The organism is Sulfurimonas sp. ST-25 (assembly GCF_048079205.1).
GTDB lineage: Bacteria > Campylobacterota > Campylobacteria > Campylobacterales > Sulfurimonadaceae > Thiomicrolovo > Thiomicrolovo sulfuroxydans.
The window spans coordinates 1668200-1684502 of the sequence record NZ_CP182225.1 but is presented as its reverse complement, the minus strand read 5'-3'; the positions used below and the strand labels follow the sequence as shown (position 1 = coordinate 1684502).

Genomic DNA, 16303 nt, shown 5'->3' with positions numbered 1-16303 from the left:
CTTTAGTCATTCTGTATCAAGTATAGTTGACAGTAATGGACTAAAGATGCTATAATCATTCCACTCAACAGCAGCTAATAAAGGACACATAAAATGAATACGATTTTTGAAAAACTGACCCATCAGATGACACAGACCATCGAATCGGCCCTTTCGCTTGGACTGCATAACCAGAACAACGAAGTGGAACCCGTTCATGCCCTCTGGGCGCTGCTCACGAACAGCGACAGCGTTCTGAATCAGGCCCTTAGGAAAATGGGCGTCGATAAAAGTGCGATCGAGCTCGACGTCAAAAGTGCGGCGGACAAGCTGCCCAAAAGCAGCGGGGTGAGCAAGGAGAACATGCGGATCTCGCGCAACCTCGTGCAGGCCCTTGAGCGGGGCGTCGGGGAGATGACGCGCAACGGCGACAGCTACATGGCCGTCGACAGTTTCATCCTCGGCAATCTGGAGAGCGAGCCCTTCGGAACGATCCTGGGGCGCTATGTCGACAAGATGGAGCTGCGCAAGACTTTTGAGGCGATGCGCGGCGGACAGAAGATCGAGAGCCAGACGGCGGACGAGAACCTCGAGAGCCTCTCCAAGTACGGCATCGACCTGACGGCGCAGGCGGCGGCGGGCGAACTTGCCCCCGTCATCGGCCGCGACGAAGAGGTGCAGCGCATGATGCAGATTCTGATCCGCAAAACGAAGAACAATCCGATCCTGCTCGGGGAACCGGGCGTCGGTAAAACGGCCCTGGTCGAAGGCTTGGCGCAGCGCATCTATAATAAAGAAGTGCCGCTTTCCCTGCAGAATAAAAAGGTCGTGGCGCTGGATATGAGCGCCCTCATCGCCGGGGCGAAATACCGCGGCGAGTTCGAGGACCGTCTCAAGGCGGTCATCGACGAGGTGAAGCAGAGCGGCAACGTCATCCTCTTTATCGACGAGATCCATACCATCGTCGGCGCGGGGGCGTCGGAGGGGAGTATGGACGCGGCGAACATTCTCAAGCCGGCGCTGGCCCGCGGCGAACTGCACACCATCGGGGCGACGACGCTCAAGGAGTACCGCAAGTATTTCGAAAAAGACGCGGCCCTGCAGCGCCGTTTCCAGCCGGTGACGGTGGACGAGCCTTCCATCAACCAGGCGCTGCAGATCCTGCGCGGGATCAAAGAGCGCCTTGAAGGCCACCACAATGTCACCATTACCGATGCGGCGCTGGTGGCGGCGGCGAAGCTCTCCGACCGCTACATCTCCGACCGCTTCCTTCCGGACAAGGCGATCGACCTGATCGACGAGGCGGCAGCCGAGCTGAAGATGCAGATCGAGTCCGAGCCACATGCACTCTCCGGCGCGAAGCGCAAGATCCAGGAGCTTCAGGTCGAGAAAGAGGCACTGAAAATGGACGAGAACCCGGCCAATGAGAAGCGTCTGGGCGAGATCGAAAAAGAGCTGGCGGACGCCGAAGAGGAGAAACGGACCCTCGAGGCGCAGTACCAGGGGGAAAAAGAGGTTTTCGAGCGCATCGCCGCCATCAAAGGCGAGATCGAGGCCAAGCGCCGCGAAGCGGAACTGGCGAAGCAGCAGGGCGAGTTCAACAAGGCCGCCGAGATCGAGTACGGCAAGATCCCGCAGCTGGGCGAAGAAGAAGTTGCGCTCCAGGAGAAGTGGAAAGCGATGCAGGGGGAGGGGACGCTGCTCAAAAACAGCGTTGACGAAGCCTCCATCGCCGGGATCGTTAGCCGCTGGACGGGGATTCCTGTGACGAAGATGCTGCAGAGCGAACGCGAAAAGATCCTCCATATCGAGGATGAACTCAACCGCGACGTCGTCGGGCAGGACAAGGCGACCCACGCCGTTGCCCGCGCCATCAAGCGCAACAAAGCGGGGCTCTCCGACGCGGACCGCCCGATCGGATCGTTCATGTTCCTGGGGCCGACCGGGGTCGGTAAGACCCAGACGGCCAAGACCCTGGCCAAGTTCCTCTTCGATAGCGAAGAGGCATTGATCCGTCTCGATATGAGCGAATACATGGAGAAACACGCGGTCTCCCGCCTGGTCGGTGCGCCTCCGGGGTACGTCGGCTACGAAGAGGGCGGGCAGCTGACCGAGGCGGTGCGCCGCAAACCCTACAGCGTCGTACTGTTCGACGAGGTGGAAAAAGCGCATCCGGACGTTTTTAACATGCTCCTGCAGGTGCTCGACGACGGACGACTGACGGACAACAAGGGGGTGACGGTCGATTTCACCAATACGATCATCATCCTCACCTCCAACATCGCCAGCGACAAGATCATGACGATGCAGGGGGACCCGAACCTCGAAGAGGTGGTACTGGGCGAACTGCGCGGCAAATTCAAGCCGGAGTTCCTCAACCGCCTCGACGACGTCGTCATCTTCAACCCGCTGGGCGAGGATCAGATCATCGCCATCGTCGACCTCTTCTTCGAGGCCATCGCCAAGAAGGTGGAAGAGCGGAACATTTCGCTCACCCTGAGTGAAGAGGCGAAACGGCTCATCGCACGGGCCGGTTTCGACCCGGTCTACGGGGCACGGCCGCTGAAGCGTGCGCTCTACGAGATCGTCGAAGACCGCCTGGCCGACCTGATTCTCGGCGGCGAGGTCGAAGAGGGGAACGGGGTCGTCTTCGATGCCGAGGGCGAAGAGATCACCGTGGCCGTCGATTAATCCGGACGCGCTACAATCCCGGTATGAAAATGCTCAAACGCCTTTTACTCCTCCCGGTAGTGATGCCGGGGCTTTTCGCGACGCTCTTTGCCTGTACGGGGGACTGCCTTACCTGCCACCCGAAATTGTTGCCGACGATCCAGAACGATCCGCGCCATAAGCCGATGCTCGGGTGCATCGATTGCCACAGCGCCGACCCCAATGCCATGGCCGAATGCGGCAGCGAGTGTTTCGCCTGCCACCCCGTCGAGAAGATCGAGAACGTGGGGGTAGAGGAGCACAAAGTGATCCGGGGCTGCCGGGACTGTCACGTGCAGATCAAGGAGGCCCTCAGCGATATCGCGACGCCGAAAGACCAGTCGGTCATGCCGCCGCTGAAAGATCTGCTCATCCCGCCGGCCGATACGAACGGCGGTTTTTGAGCCATCCGGCAGGGAAAAATGGCAGACTTTCTCTTATCCTTAAATAACTATTAAGTATGAATTAGGCATAATTGCGCACTAAATTTTCAGAGAGGAATGGTCATGAAAAGAACATACCAACCGCATAACACGCCTCGTAAACGTACCCACGGTTTCCGTGCACGTATGGCGACAAAAAACGGCCGCAAGATCATCAACGCACGTCGTGCCAAGGGCCGCAAGAAACTGGCCGCCTGAGTTCGTCCGCAGTGCTGAAACACAACCGCGAGTTTCAGCTGGTCTACCGTAAGGGAAAAAGCGCGCATTCGCCTGCGCTTGTCCTCTTCTACCTCCCCAATACCCCTTTTGTATCCGTCGGATTCACTGCCAGTAAAAAAGTCGGCAACGCCGTCAAACGCAACCGCGCCAAACGCCGCATGCGTGCGCTCTTTTACGGTCTTGAACCGCAGCTTTCCGCCGGCAGTTACATCCTTGTCGCCAAGGCGGCGACGGTCGAGACCCCCTACGCCGTGATGGAAAAAGCGCTCCGGAAAATGGCGGAGCGGGTCGGGGCGCTCCAGGCATGATCCGACGGCTGGTACTCGGGATCATCTGGATCTATCAGCGCAGCTTCACGCTGATCGGCCGGGGGAGCTGCCGCTACTATCCCAGCTGCTCGGAGTATACGCGCCAGCAGTTCGAACAGAATCCGCTTTTACATGCTTTTTATTATTCGACGAAACGCATCATGACATGCAACCAGCTGTTCCCCGGGGGAATAGATTATGTCGAGGTGGCGAAATTACGGCCGAATCCGCAAGATTTAACCATTAATAGGATAAAGTACTGGCTCGTTCCAAAAGCGGGAAACCGCTTTTATCTCATCAAGAATTTTTCGTTTAAAGGCTAACGTGTGTTTGAAAAAATGAGTCCCAACCAGCGGCTGATCCTGGCCGTGGTCCTTTCATTTGTCTTCTTTATTATCTATACTGCGATCTTCCCGCCGGAGATGCCGGAGAGCGCAGAACAGAACGTCACGCTCAAAGAGCAGGTAGGTGCCGAGGCGACGACCCCTGTGGTCACGGACAGCGGTGTCGGTCATACGGTGGCGGCCAGCGAAAAAGTGGCCAACCCCGACGCCACGAAGCTGGTGACGGTGGAGTCCTCCGAATTTACGCTCAAGATCGATACCCTTGGCCGGATCGTGTCCAAGGTACTCAAAGACAAGAAGTACTACGTCGATGACAAGCCGACGGAACTCATTGCCCAGGAGGGCGCGCAGCCGCTCTTCATCCGTTTTGCCGACGAGGCGGTCAACGCGGAGGCGCTGAAAGTACCGTACCGCGCGGATACAAGCACGCTGACACTGGACACCGCTGGGACGAAAACCCTGACGCTCACGCAGACTCTTTCACAGCTGACGGTTACGAAAACGCTGACCTTCTACGCCGACGGCCACTACGACATCAAGGTCTCCCTCTCCAAGCCGATGCGCTACTTCCTCTATGTCGGACAGCACGCAGAGCACAAAGGACAGATGATGATGGCCGTGCACGGCGTCATGGCCTATACGGCCGACGGTGTCTCCAATATCTTTGAAGACGGCGATGTCGAGGGGCGCACCGCGCTGCGCGACGTGCAGCTGCTCTCGGCCTTTGACCAGTATTTCGCCTCCATCTTCTACGGGCTCGATCCCGAGGTCATCGTCAACGTCGACCGTGACCGCAATGACAACCCGATCGCGTATCTCGAAGCCACAGACACCCTGAGCTTCAACGGCTTTATCGGTCCGAAGGACTACCGCCTCCTTGAATCGATCAACCCGGTGCTCGTCAATGCGATCGAATACGGCTGGTTTACCTGGGCGGCGAAACCGCTGTTCGGTTTCCTGCTGTTCCTGCACGGCTTCTTCGGCAACTGGGGCTGGGCGATCGTCGCGCTCGTCGTCGTGATCCGCCTGGTGCTCTACCCGCTGACCTACAAGGGGATGATCTCCATGCAGAAGATGAAGGACCTCGCACCGAAGATGAAAGAGCTGCGCGAGAAGTACAAGGGCGATCCGCAGCGCATGAACGCGGCGGTGATGGAGCTCTATAAGAAGAACGGCGCCAACCCGATGGGCGGCTGTCTGCCGCTGCTGCTGCAGATCCCCGTCTTCTTCGCGATCTACCGCGTTCTGCTCAACGCCGTCGAGCTGCAGGGGGCGCCGTGGATGTTCTGGATCGGGGACCTTTCGCGCATGGACCCGACCTACATCCTGCCGATCCTGATGGGGGCATCCATGTTCTTCCAGCAGAAGATGACGCCGAATAACTTTACCGACCCGATGCAGGAGAAAATCTTCAAATACCTGCCGGTCGTCTTTACCTTCTTCTTCGTCACCTTCCCGTCGGGCCTGGTCCTCTACTGGCTGACGAACAACCTGCTCTCTATCGGACAGCAGTACATGGTGAACAAGCAGTATGCGAAGATCAAAGCGGCACGCCATGAAGCGCACCTGACGCAAAAAGAGCAGAACGGGGGCGAGGCCTGACTATGAAGAAGATCGAAGCGCCGACGCTTGAAGCGGCGTACAGCGAAGCTTCCAAACAGTTCAGCTGCTCGGTGACGGAACTCGATATCGTCGTGGTACAGCACCCCAGCAAAGGGTTCCTCGGTCTGCTGCGGAAGCATGCCGTCATTGTGGCCCGCCCGAAGGCCGCGGACGAAGCCGAGGATGAGGCGGAGCTGCTGACGGAGGATGAACTCCCGGCACCGACCGAGCCGATCGCCTATCCCGAAGATGACGAGAGCGAATACGAAGAGGTCTACGCGGACGAGGATCACTATACGGAAGGCGACGACGATCTCGACGATATCGCCGAAGAGGTGGAGACGAAACTCAACGTCCTTTTCAAGACGATCTGTTTCAAACTCGAACCCATCCGCGTTTCCGTCTACGACGACAATACGCTGCTCGTGGAGTTCAACGGGGAAGACGCGGCGCTGCTGATCGGCAAAGAGGGATACCGCTACAAGGCGCTCTCCTATATGCTCTTTAACTGGATCAATGCCGAGTACCAGCTGCAGCTCCGGCTGGAAATCGCCGAATTCCTCCACAACCAGGAGGAGTCGGTGGCACGCTACCTGACGGGGGTTTTTGAGAGCGTCGACCGCGACGGCCATGCCCAGACCCGCGTCCTCGACGGGGTGCTCGTACAGATCGCCCTGAAGCAGCTGCGCGAGCGCTACCATGACAAGTACGTTGCCATCCGGACGACCCGTGACGGCGGAAAATACATTATTATCAACGATTACCACAACTACTGATTATGAACGATACGATTGCCGCCATTGCGACCGCGCACGGGATCGGCTCCATCGCCATCATCCGCATCAGCGGCACGCAGGCGACGACGATCGCCTCAAAGCTGACGGGGCAGCGTCCTCTCGAAGACCGGCGCGCCCACCTCTACCCCCTCTATAACGCCCAGAACGAACTTATCGACGAAGCGATCGTCCTTTTTTTCCGCGGTCCGCGCAGTTTTACCAGCGAGGATGTCGTCGAACTGCAGTGCCACGGCGGGCAGATCGTAGCAGAGGAGGTCCTGAAAGCGGCCCTGGCCGGCGGCGCGCGCCTGGCGACGCCGGGCGAGTTCAGCCGCCGTGCTTTCCATAACGGCCGCATCGACCTGACCGAAGCGGAGGCGATCGCCCGGCTCATCGAGGCCCGCAGTGAAGACGCCGCCAAGATCCTGGCCAAGCAGATGAAAGGCTCCTTGCGGACCTTCGTCGAAGGCAACCGGGACGCGCTGCTGGAGATCCTGGCCTATTCGGAGGTCTCCATCGACTATGCCGAGGAGGATTTGCCCCAGGACCTGATCGACCAGATCATCAAAAAGCTCGAGACGATCGCCGCCGCCCTGCGCCGTACCCTGGCGTCCAGCGAACGCAGAAGGGGGCTGATGCAGGGGTTCAAAGTCGCCATTATCGGCAAGCCGAACGTGGGTAAAAGTTCCCTGCTCAACAGCCTCCTCGATTACAACCGCGCCATCGTCAGCGATATCGCCGGGACGACCCGCGACACGATCGAGGAGCAGGTGCGCATCGGCAGCCACCTGATCCGGATGGTCGACACGGCGGGGATCCGTGAGGCCGGCGACGAGATCGAGCGGATCGGGATCGAACGCTCCATCGAGGCGGTGAGCGAGAGCGACATCGTTATTGCGCTCTTTGACGGCAGTCGCGCGCTCGACGGCGAGGACAAGGCGATCCTCTCGCTGATGGAGGAGCATCAAGATGAACGTGAGTTCATCGCCGTACTGAACAAGACCGATCTGCCCCAGCGTTTCGACGAGACGCCGCTGAAGGGGTACACCCCGCTGCGTATGAGCTGCAAGCAGGACACCTCGGTCCTGATCGGGGCGCTGCAGTCACGGATGGACCGGCAGAATGTCTCCGAAGAGACGATGCTCATCTCCCAGCGCCAGACCGATGCCGTCAAAGGGGCGCTTGCGGCGATCGATAACGCTTTTATGCCCCTGGAGGACCAGGAGCTGGAACTCTTCTCCTTCCACGTCGGCGAAGCGATCCAATCCCTGGCTTCCATTACCCGCCCCTTTGACAACGAAGAGATGCTTGACAAGATGTTCGGCAGCTTCTGCCTCGGGAAGTAGGAGATGGCGACACAGTTTCCTCTCCTGGGCATCGACCTGGGGCTTAAGCGGATCGGACTGGCCTACAGCGCGGACGGCACTGTCGTCACCCCGCTGGCGGCGGTCGAACGTAAAAACCGCAACCAGGCGTCGCAGGCCGTGCGCGACGTCATTGCGGAGTGGGGGATAAAACAGGTCGTCGTCGGGATCCCGATGGGCGGCTCCAGCGAGGAGGAGATGCGGCGCCGCGTCGCGCATTTCATGAACCTCGTCGATTTCGGCTGTCCCGTCGCCTACCAGGACGAAAGCGACAGCTCCCTCGAGGCCGAAGCGCTGATGAAGGGCGCGGTCCGCTACAAACGCGACGGCCGCGTCGATTCGCTCTCGGCGATGGTTATTCTACAGCGTTATCTGGGACAGTAACCCCGAAGAAGGCCAGTGCCTCCTCCTCGTCGTCGCTGAGCACGGCGCCGTGGTAGCTCTCATCCTCTTTTAGCAGCGTTTCGATCTTTGTGGCGCAGTAGTCAAAGCACTGTTTCCGGGCGCAGGCCATATCGTCGATAAATCCCATCCCGCTGAAGTGGTAGTTCTCCCCTTCATTTTCGATGCAGAAGAGGGTGCCCTCGCACTGCGCCTCGATCAGTTCGACGAGTTCGCGGTAGTTGATGCCGAACTCGGTCGCCTGCCACCCGATCTCCTCAAGCTCCTTGTCGGTGAATTCGGCGACGCCGTCACCGGTCGTATCGTCATAATCGGCGTGGCGGACGTTATAGCCGATGATCTCCTGCCAGTTGCGCGCAGCCTTGATGAGGATGCGGTCCTCGACTTCGACGACCTGCATGTTTCCGCCGAGCAGTTCGGCAAGGCTTTTGGGTTTTGTCGGCATCAGCGCGGACGGTGCAGGCCGGTCGACGCTGCCCTGGAAAATGTAGCAGCTCCGTGCATCATAGGGGGGATAGTGGATCTCCCCTTTGATCGTGATGCCGAAGGGCTTCCCGCCGTTGACGGCGGCCATCATGGCCGGTTTGTCGATCGCGATGATCTCTTTGACAAGGTTGAATTTTTTCATACGTTCTCTTCCGCAATTTTTCGGAAATTTTAGCATGCCCGGCGCGCGGGGCGATTAAGAAATCACCGTTTTCAAAGGCCTAAGCAGCACCTAAACTACTCTTTCACGACTTTTTGGTACAATGCGCAAAATTTTTGTGGTGCGGGGACCGCCTTGCAGGCGGGATGATCGTCCACAATCCAAGGGATTAACTGATGGCATTGAATGTGTACTATGACAAAGACTGCGATATCAGCATCATCAAGGGCAAAAAAGTCGCGATGATCGGTTTCGGCTCCCAGGGCCACGCACACGCGGAAAACCTCCGCGACAGCGGTGTAGAAGTAATTGTCGGTCTGCGCAAAGGCGGCTCCAGCTGGGCGAAAGCGGAAGCGAAAGGTTTCGAAGTCATGACGGTTGCCGACGCATCCGCAGCGGCTGATGTCATTATGATCCTTCTGCCGGACGAAAACCAGGCGGAGATCTACGCGAACGAGATCGCACCGAACCTCAAGCCGGGCGCGACGATCGCTTTCGGCCACGGTTTCTCCATCCACTACGGACGCATCAAGCCGGCAGCCGACATCAACGTTATGATGGTTGCACCGAAAGCGCCGGGCCACACGGTCCGCAGCGAGTTCGTCAAAGGCGGCGGTATCCCTGACCTGATCGCCGTCGGTCAAAACCCGTCCAACATGACCAAAGAGCTTGCGCTCTCTTACGCTTCCGCTATCGGCGGCGGCCGTACGGGTATCATCGAAACGACGTTCAAAGACGAGACGGAAACAGACCTCTTCGGTGAGCAGGCTGTTCTCTGCGGCGGTGTTTCTGCACTGATCCAGGCCGGTTTCGAAACCCTGACGGAAGCGGGCTACCCGGAAGAGATGGCGTACTTCGAGTGTCTGCACGAGATGAAACTGATCGTCGACCTGATCTTCGAAGGCGGTATCGCCGATATGCGTTACTCTATCTCCAACACGGCGGAGTACGGTGACATGGTCTCCGGCCCGCGCGTCATCAACGCCGAGTCCAAAGCAGCCATGAAACAGGTACTCAAAGAGATCCAGAACGGCCAGTTCGCCAAAGACTTCGTCCTCGAAGGCCAGGCAGGCTATCCGCGCATGAACGCAGAGCGTAACAACCTCAAAGCGCACCCGCTCGAAAAGACCGGTGCACGCCTGCGCGAAATGATGCCGTGGATCAAAGCGAACAAAATCGTCGACCAGGACAAAAACTAAAACAGCGGCGCATCTTCTGCGCTGCTGACCCCTTTCACCGTACCTCCGTACATTTCCCCATATGCCTCTTGCCGCGCTATCGTTTTTTCGCTTTTTGAGTGATCTTCTATATAATGGCAGCAATCAAAATAAAACGATCATCACATATCGATTAGGTATCCGTCAATAAAGGAGAATTAGGTGCAGGAAAAGCGAATCTACCTGGTCGGCGCCGCTGTCAGAGACACACTGATGGGCAGGGCTGCCGGCGACAAAGCGTATGTCGCCGTAGGGTACGCGCCGGCGGATTTCGCGCACCTGGAGCAGGTCGAAGGGACGTATCCGTACTTTGTGAGAGAAGACGGCAGCACGCTGACGCCGGCAGGCCCTGGAGAGAGCATCGAGGCCGTGCTGCTGCAGCAGGGGCTGACGATCGATGCGATCGCCTACGAGGAGCAGGAGGAGCGCTATGTCGACCCCTGCAACGGGCGGGAGGATATCGAGAAACGGATACTGCGCCACACCTCTGAAACCTTTGCGCAAGCACCGCTGAATGTGCTGCGGTTGGCGCGTCTGCGTGCAACGTTCGGCACGGGATGGAACATTCATGCCTCGACAAGGGTGCTGATTTACGGCATGCGCGAAGCGCTGACGCAGCTGCCGCCGGAGCAGGTCTGGGACGAGGTGCAGCAGGTGCTTGCGCTCCCGGATACCCACCTCTTTTTTGAAACCCTCTTCGAGCTGGGGGTACTGGATGCCGTGTTCCCGTCTCTTTTTGCCTTGACGACCTTCAAAGAGGGGACGAAGTACCACCGCGAGGCTTCACTCTTCGCACACGTCATGATGGTGCTTCGGGAGCTGAAACACGAAACCCCGCTGCTGAAGCTGACGGCGCTCTACCACGACATCGCCAAACCCTACTGTTTCCGGACATACGGCAACGGCACGCATCACGGGGACCCGGACAAGATCGCGCCGCGGATCGATATGGCGATCCCGGAGGCGATAAAAGCGCAGATCCTCTTTCTGAGCGAAATGCATACCAAGCTGCCCAAGCTCCCGCAGATGAGCATTTACCACATTACGGATTTCTTTGAGCGTTTTGACAAGGATGAAATGCTGCTTGAAGCGCTTATACGCTTCAAACGGGCGGATGACCAGGGGCGGTTCACGGATGTTCCCAGGCCTGCCATTTGGGACAGGGCTATCTTGAAGACCTTTGATGCCATTACCGCGTACGATCCTGCAAAGTGGATTGCGTCCCAGGCGGAAAAACCCGACGACAAAGCCATCGCCCTGCACATGCACCTGCACAATGTGGAGGTGGTCAAGCGGACCTTCTTCGCTTGATCTTACGGGGAATACAGCAGCCGCGCTACTGTATTCCCGGTCGGCACTAACCCCCTGACGTTATATTCACAAAAATTATAAAAAATACAGCACTCTTTTTTTAATATCCGCTTGTTGAAAAATGATGGATAATAGAGATTCACTGCATCCAAAGGAGTCTCCTATGCATCTGAATCTACCAAGCCTGCCATTTGAACCGCACGCGCTGGAACCCTACATCTCGGCGGAAACACTGGCGTATCACCACGGAAAGCACCATGCAGCCTATGTGAAGAAATACAACGACCTCATTACGGGCTCAGCGTTTGAAGGAAAACCGCTGCTAGACGTCCTGAGAACGGCGGAAGGGGCGCTGTTCAACAATGGCGCGCAGGCATTCAACCACGACTTTTACTGGAAATGCCTTACACCGGACGATACGGCGCCATCGGAGGCGCTGGCCGCGGCGCTGGCGGAAGCATTCGGTTCCGTCGAGGGCTTCAAAGAGGCGTTTACCGCGGCGGCAACGTCACTGTTCGGTTCGGGGTGGACATGGCTCATCATCGATCCGGAGGGCGCACTAATGATCGAAAACGGTTCCAACGCCTACACCCCGGTACAGACCGAAGGGAAACATCCGCTGTTGACCTGTGACGTCTGGGAACACGCCTATTACATTGACTGCCGGAACGCGCGCCCGAAATACGTCGAAAATTTCTGGCATCTGATCAACTGGGATTTCGTCTCGGAAAACTACAAGCAGAAATGCCGTGTCAGCCATCACTGCTGAACGGCAGCTGTCATGCCCTCAGGCAGACCGATCGGGAAAATGGCCGATCATCGCTTCGTAGCTCGTGTAGGTCTGCAACGCGTCGATGACTTCGGGCAGGGGCTCGGCGAAACGCCCAGCGACGTCATACTCGTTCGCGCCGAGGGCAAAAGCCAGCCGTTCGATCGGCGGGGCGAACTGCGCATTGACCCCCTCTTTGTTGCCGCGGGGATCGCAGCGGTACCAGCCGTACGCCTCCAGCCAGACCGCGTTCAGGCCGTGGAGGCAGTAGATGCCTGGCGTGTACTCCGAGCAGCTCAGCCGCTGGTAGCAGAGCGCCGCGGGGATGCCGTTGGCACGAAGCAGGGCGGCGAGGAGGTGGCTTTTGGCGTAGCACCAGCCGGTTTTCTGTTCCAGCACCTCGCTAGCTTTGATCGTCGAGGCTCCGCAGCCCGCGTCACCCGTATGGGCGATCGCGTCGCGGACGTACTGGAAACAGACTCGGGCAACGTCTTCTTTGGCGCTCAGTCCCTCTGCCAGCGCGTTCGCCTTTGCCATGACGGCGGGGTGGTGATAGTCGATATAGGTCGACGATGCCAGAAATGGTTCCATCTCGGACTCCTCCGTTGGTGTTCTTGGTGGCATCTTATTGCGTTTGGGTCAACGGCGCAAAAACGGCGGAGGACAGTGCCTGCAGGTCATCCGGCGAGAGCTCCAGCTCCAGTCCCCGTCGCCCCGCACTCACAAAGATGGTCTGAAACGCCTGCGCACTGGCGTCTATGAAGGTGTCGAGCCGTTTTTTCTGCCCCAGGGGGCTGACGCCGCCGAGCACGTAGCCGCTGATGCGTTCCACATCCGGGCCGTCGGCCATCCGGGCTTTTTTGGCGTTGGCGGCTGCGGCGAGGTGTTTGAGGCTGAGCATGCTGCAGACGGGAATGACCGCGACGGCGAAGCGGTGCGCGTCGATTTGCGCAACAAGGGTTTTGAAAACGCGCGCAGCGTCTATGCCCAGCTTTTCCGACGCTTCCGTACCGTATGACGGTGCGGCCGGATCATGGGTGTACGCATGCAGCGTATAGGCGATACGGGCCTTTTTGGCGGCATTGACGGCGGGTGTCATGACCTTCTGCTCCTTGGATCGATATGCCGTATTATAGAGCGCAACGGCGTTCTATTCAACCGGCACGTAGATTTCGAAGGCCTACTCCCATCTTGCGAAAAGGGCATTCTAGCCTTCCCTGACCGCCTTGATCCTCAGCCGAACGTAATCGACGCGCCACTCCTCCGCTGCAGTGTACAGTGTCGGCACCAACAGCGTCCGCACCTCCTGTTTAAAACGGGAGACCTGTTCGTTATCCAGGTGGGCGACGATGCCGTTGGCGAAAAGAGCGAGCCAGTGGGCGATGTCGTCTACGGGCGTCGGCCGCGGGATCAGTTCGGCGGAGGTGACCCTGAACCCTTCCGATTCCAACAGCGCCCTGTACTCGGCATCGGTCGGGAAGTACCAGGGGTTTTCAAAGGGGCCGAATTCGGGATGCCGTTCAAAGACCCTGGCCATCGCTTCGACGACCTGCGCCGCATTGCCGTGCCCGCCGAACTCGGCGACAAACCTGCCGCCGGGTTTCAGCGCCTGCCGGATCTGCCGCACGGCCGTGCGGGGCTCCGTGACCCAGTGCAGTACGGCATTGGAAAAGACCGCGTCGAAACGCTGCTCAAACGGGAGACGTGTCGCGCTCATCACATAGGCGTCGATCCCCTTGGCCTTGGCGCTTTCGACCATGTCGGCATTCAGATCGACCGCCACGACGTCGGCGCCGCGCTTTTGGATCTCCACGGCGAGGCTCCCTTCGCCGCAGCCCAGGTCGAGGATCGTTTCGCCCGCTTTCGGCGAGAGCAGTTCCACGACGGGGAGCGCCAGCGCCGAGACGAAACCGGCATGGCGGGCGTAATGCGCCGCACTCCAGCTGTTGGTCTCCGCGGGCTGCGCCATCTGCTCGTAGATCGCGCGCACTTCGTCGGCGCCGATCTCGCCGCCGCGCGCCTCGGAGCGCTTTTTCACGGCATCCGCGAGTGCCGTCTGCTCTGAGGCGGGGACCTCGATGCCGTAGCACTCCTTGAGAACGTAGGCGACGCCCCCCTTGCCCGACTGGGAGTTGATGCGGACGGCATCTTTATAGGTGCGTCCGATATCGGCCGGGTCGATGGCGAGGTAGGGGACCTCCCACGCATGCGTGTTGCTGGCGCGGCGGTGCTCCATCCCTTTCTTGATGGCATCCTGGTGGGTGCCCGAAAAGGCGCTGTAGATCATGGCGCCCACATAGGGGTGACGTTCGGGTACTTCGGTACCGGTGATCACCGTGATCCGTGCGAGGACCTCGTCAATTTTCCCGACGTTCAGCCGCGGGTCGATGCCCTGCGCGTAGTAGTTGAAGGCCATCGTGACCAGGTCAACGTTTCCGGCGCGCTCGCCGTTACCGAGCATCGTCCCCTCGACGCGCTGCGCACCCGCCAGGACGGCCAGTTCGGCGCTGGCGACGGCGCAGCCGCGGTCATTGTGCGGATGCACGCTGATAATGACGCTCTCGCGCTGCGCAATACGCTCCCCCATCCACTCGATCCGGTCGGCGTAGATATTGGGCGAACCGGCTTCGAGCGTATTGGGCAGGTTCAAAATCATCGGGGCTTCCGGTGTCGGCCCCCACGCGTCGATGACGGCGTTGGAGACCGCCAGCGCGAAGGGGAGCTCGGTCTGCGAAAAGCTCTCCGGCGAATACTCGAACACGACTTCGCCGTCAAATCGCTCCGCTTCGCGCCTGACCCACTCTGCGCCCTGCACCGCCAGGTCGATGATCGCCTTTTCCGTGCGTCTGAACACGACTTCGCGCTGGTTCTCGGCGGTCGGGTTGTACAGGTGAAAGATGATCCGCTTCGCACCCCGGAGCGCCTCGAAACTGCGCACGATATGGCGTTCGATGGCGGGCACGAGGACACCGACGGTAACGTCGTCCGGGATCATCTCCCCCTCGATCAGCCTGCGGCAGAAATCGAACTCGGTCTGCGACGCGCTGGGATAGGCGATCTCGATCTCTTTGAAGCCGAAATCGACCAGGGCCTGAAAATAGGCGACTTTTTTGGGGATATCCATCGGGTTACGGAGTGCCTGGTTGCCGTCGCGCAGATCGGTACTGGCCCACACGGGGGCAACGTCGGCGGTCTTGTCCGCCCAGGCTCTTTTCTCCATGGTCACGGCCGGGTAGGGCCGGTATTTGGTATACATAGCATTTTCCTTGACAATAAAAAAAGAATGCCTACATACGGGCGCAAGACGCCCTGGAAGGCAAAACAGAAATCAAAAATAAAAGAGGGTGTTTATAGAGAAAGAAGTAGGCGTAGGAGAAGGGCGCGGTTCATCGCTGTATGGGATGGTGATGCGTGCCGGTAAAATCGGTCGTTACTATGTGTCATAGTCTTCTCCTTTGTGAAATGATTTCACCATTATACATGAAATAAGCGGGGCTTGTATGGTGACATAGACATTTCGGGCCTTTCGGCCGCGTCTGTGCCGCACTGGGCGCGGCCTTACTCCGCGATGGAGATTTTGCCGCGCGACAGGGAAATACTCCCGGAAGCTTCGAGCTTTTTGAGGTTGCGGCTGACCGCCTCGCGCGAAACGCCCAGAATGGAGGCGATCTTGTCATGGGTGATATGCAGGGTGTCCTTCCCCTGTACATAGAGCCAGTTGAGCAGCCGCTGGTCGAGCTGGTCGAATTTGATCGACTTGATGAGGTCCATCAGGGTGCCGATCCGTCTGCCGCAGAGTTCAATCTTGAAGTTGCGGTAGCTCTCGGAGTTGTTGATCAGCCACAAGATCTTTTCCCTCGGCACCAGCCACCCCTCGATGGATTCGTCGACGACCGCGGACGCGAGCGCTTTGTCGGACGTGACGGTACTGAACGTATTGACCAGGCACTGTTCGCCGGGGGCGATATAGTACAGGGTCATTTCGCCGGCGGCGACGCTCTCCGGGGAGAGATAGACTTTCACCTTTCCCCGCTTCAAAAAGAGGATCTCCTCGCAGACGTCGCCTTCGTAATAGAGGATGGTACCGATGGGCAGTGCGACCGGTTTGGAAGCCGCTTCGATCATCTGCCGCTCCTGCGTGCTCAACTCCTTGAAAAATTCGTACTCCAGTAAATGCATCCCCGCTCCTTTTCGAAATTCATTTTACACTATTT

Annotated in this window: 17 protein-coding genes; 12 read left to right on the top strand and 5 right to left on the bottom strand. The window is 58.7% G+C overall.

All coding sequences use genetic code 11. The features are described 5' to 3' along the window. Positions 1-93 precede the first annotated feature (93 nt). The 9 genes from ACM66T_RS08705 (at position 94) to ruvX (ending at position 8128) form a co-directional block, all read left to right on the top strand. Positions 94-2670: an ATP-dependent Clp protease ATP-binding subunit gene (locus ACM66T_RS08705; RefSeq protein ID WP_231018505.1), complete on the top strand. Its 2577-nt coding sequence runs from the start codon at positions 94-96 to the stop codon at positions 2668-2670. Between the two features lie 23 nt (positions 2671-2693). Further along, positions 2694-3092 (top strand): hypothetical protein, encoded by a 399-nt coding sequence (locus ACM66T_RS08700; RefSeq protein WP_231018504.1) that lies wholly within the window; start codon positions 2694-2696, stop codon positions 3090-3092. 102 nt (positions 3093-3194) lie between these two features. Further along, positions 3195-3329 (top strand): 50S ribosomal protein L34, encoded by a 135-nt coding sequence (rpmH, locus tag ACM66T_RS08695; protein ID WP_231018503.1) that lies wholly within the window; start codon positions 3195-3197, stop codon positions 3327-3329. Between the two features lie 11 nt (positions 3330-3340). Next, positions 3341-3658, top strand: a complete 318-nt coding sequence (rnpA, locus tag ACM66T_RS08690) for a ribonuclease P protein component (protein ID WP_231018502.1) — start codon at positions 3341-3343, stop codon at positions 3656-3658. Next, complete coding sequence (gene yidD / locus ACM66T_RS08685) at positions 3655-3981, top strand: membrane protein insertion efficiency factor YidD (RefSeq protein ID WP_231018501.1); 327 nt, start codon at positions 3655-3657, stop codon at positions 3979-3981. The genes rnpA and yidD overlap by 4 nt, the downstream gene beginning before the upstream one ends. A 3-nt stretch (positions 3982-3984) precedes the next feature. Continuing rightward, positions 3985-5604, top strand: coding sequence for a membrane protein insertase YidC (gene yidC / locus ACM66T_RS08680; RefSeq protein ID WP_416768361.1), 1620 nt, complete (start codon positions 3985-3987; stop codon positions 5602-5604). Between the two features lie 2 nt (positions 5605-5606). Beyond that, entirely contained in the window at positions 5607-6380 is a 774-nt protein-coding gene (locus tag ACM66T_RS08675; protein ID WP_231018499.1) for a Jag N-terminal domain-containing protein, read from the top strand. Further along, a complete protein-coding gene (gene mnmE / locus ACM66T_RS08670) occupies positions 6377-7726 on the top strand; it encodes a tRNA uridine-5-carboxymethylaminomethyl(34) synthesis GTPase MnmE (RefSeq protein WP_231021230.1) in 1350 nt (449 codons plus the stop codon). Before ACM66T_RS08675 ends, mnmE begins: the two co-directional genes overlap by 4 nt. A 3-nt stretch (positions 7727-7729) precedes the next feature. Next, positions 7730-8128: a Holliday junction resolvase RuvX gene (ruvX, locus tag ACM66T_RS08665; protein ID WP_231018498.1), complete on the top strand. Its 399-nt coding sequence runs from the start codon at positions 7730-7732 to the stop codon at positions 8126-8128. Here ruvX and ACM66T_RS08660 read toward each other — a convergent pair. Beyond that, on the bottom strand, positions 8100-8774 hold the full coding sequence (locus ACM66T_RS08660) for a hypothetical protein (protein WP_416768359.1): 675 nt from the start codon (positions 8772-8774) through the stop codon (positions 8100-8102). The genes ruvX and ACM66T_RS08660 overlap by 29 nt on opposite strands. Positions 8775-8968: 194 nt before the next feature. Between ACM66T_RS08660 and ilvC the strand changes: the two genes are divergently transcribed. The 3 genes from ilvC (at position 8969) to ACM66T_RS08645 (ending at position 12089) form a co-directional block, all read left to right on the top strand. Beyond that, positions 8969-9991, top strand: a complete 1023-nt coding sequence (gene ilvC / locus ACM66T_RS08655) for a ketol-acid reductoisomerase (protein WP_231018496.1) — start codon at positions 8969-8971, stop codon at positions 9989-9991. A gap of 180 nt (positions 9992-10171) precedes the next feature. Then, positions 10172-11320, top strand: coding sequence for a polynucleotide adenylyltransferase (locus tag ACM66T_RS08650; RefSeq protein WP_231018495.1), 1149 nt, complete (start codon positions 10172-10174; stop codon positions 11318-11320). A gap of 163 nt (positions 11321-11483) precedes the next feature. Further along, positions 11484-12089: a superoxide dismutase gene (locus ACM66T_RS08645; RefSeq protein WP_231018494.1), complete on the top strand. Its 606-nt coding sequence runs from the start codon at positions 11484-11486 to the stop codon at positions 12087-12089. 18 nt (positions 12090-12107) lie between these two features. Here the strand turns inward: ACM66T_RS08645 and ACM66T_RS08640 are convergent, their stop codons facing one another. The 4 genes from ACM66T_RS08640 to ACM66T_RS08625 form a co-directional block, all read right to left on the bottom strand. Then, positions 12108-12680, bottom strand: coding sequence for a transglutaminase-like domain-containing protein (locus ACM66T_RS08640; protein ID WP_231018493.1), 573 nt, complete (start codon positions 12678-12680; stop codon positions 12108-12110). A 34-nt stretch (positions 12681-12714) separates the two neighbouring features. Further along, a complete protein-coding gene (gene ybaK, locus ACM66T_RS08635; RefSeq protein WP_231018492.1) occupies positions 12715-13188 on the bottom strand; it encodes a Cys-tRNA(Pro) deacylase in 474 nt (157 codons plus the stop codon). A gap of 108 nt (positions 13189-13296) precedes the next feature. Then, positions 13297-15345: a 2-isopropylmalate synthase gene (locus ACM66T_RS08630; RefSeq protein ID WP_231018491.1), complete on the bottom strand. Its 2049-nt coding sequence runs from the start codon at positions 15343-15345 to the stop codon at positions 13297-13299. A gap of 302 nt (positions 15346-15647) precedes the next feature. Beyond that, positions 15648-16268, bottom strand: a complete 621-nt coding sequence (locus tag ACM66T_RS08625) for a Crp/Fnr family transcriptional regulator (RefSeq protein WP_231018490.1) — start codon at positions 16266-16268, stop codon at positions 15648-15650. Positions 16269-16303: the final 35 nt, after the last annotated feature.

What these genes read in the sequence shown, in the direction of transcription:
- ACM66T_RS08625 (WP_231018490.1), bottom strand. Translation starts at nt 16,268, where the DNA reads ATGCATTTACTGGAGTACGAATTTTTCAAGGAGTTGAGCACGCAGGAG.
- ACM66T_RS08660 (WP_416768359.1), bottom strand. Translation starts at nt 8,774, where the DNA reads ATGAAAAAATTCAACCTTGTCAAAGAGATCATCGCGATCGACAAACCG.
- ACM66T_RS08675 (WP_231018499.1), top strand. Translation starts at nt 5,607, where the DNA reads ATGAAGAAGATCGAAGCGCCGACGCTTGAAGCGGCGTACAGCGAAGCT.
- yidD (WP_231018501.1), top strand. Translation starts at nt 3,655, where the DNA reads ATGATCCGACGGCTGGTACTCGGGATCATCTGGATCTATCAGCGCAGC.
- rpmH (WP_231018503.1), top strand. Translation starts at nt 3,195, where the DNA reads ATGAAAAGAACATACCAACCGCATAACACGCCTCGTAAACGTACCCAC.
- ybaK (WP_231018492.1), bottom strand. Translation starts at nt 13,188, where the DNA reads ATGACACCCGCCGTCAATGCCGCCAAAAAGGCCCGTATCGCCTATACG.
- ACM66T_RS08630 (WP_231018491.1), bottom strand. Translation starts at nt 15,345, where the DNA reads ATGTATACCAAATACCGGCCCTACCCGGCCGTGACCATGGAGAAAAGA.
- ACM66T_RS08645 (WP_231018494.1), top strand. Translation starts at nt 11,484, where the DNA reads ATGCATCTGAATCTACCAAGCCTGCCATTTGAACCGCACGCGCTGGAA.
- ilvC (WP_231018496.1), top strand. Translation starts at nt 8,969, where the DNA reads ATGGCATTGAATGTGTACTATGACAAAGACTGCGATATCAGCATCATC.
- ruvX (WP_231018498.1), top strand. Translation starts at nt 7,730, where the DNA reads ATGGCGACACAGTTTCCTCTCCTGGGCATCGACCTGGGGCTTAAGCGG.
- ACM66T_RS08640 (WP_231018493.1), bottom strand. Translation starts at nt 12,680, where the DNA reads ATGGAACCATTTCTGGCATCGTCGACCTATATCGACTATCACCACCCC.
- ACM66T_RS08700 (WP_231018504.1), top strand. Translation starts at nt 2,694, where the DNA reads ATGAAAATGCTCAAACGCCTTTTACTCCTCCCGGTAGTGATGCCGGGG.
- ACM66T_RS08705 (WP_231018505.1), top strand. Translation starts at nt 94, where the DNA reads ATGAATACGATTTTTGAAAAACTGACCCATCAGATGACACAGACCATC.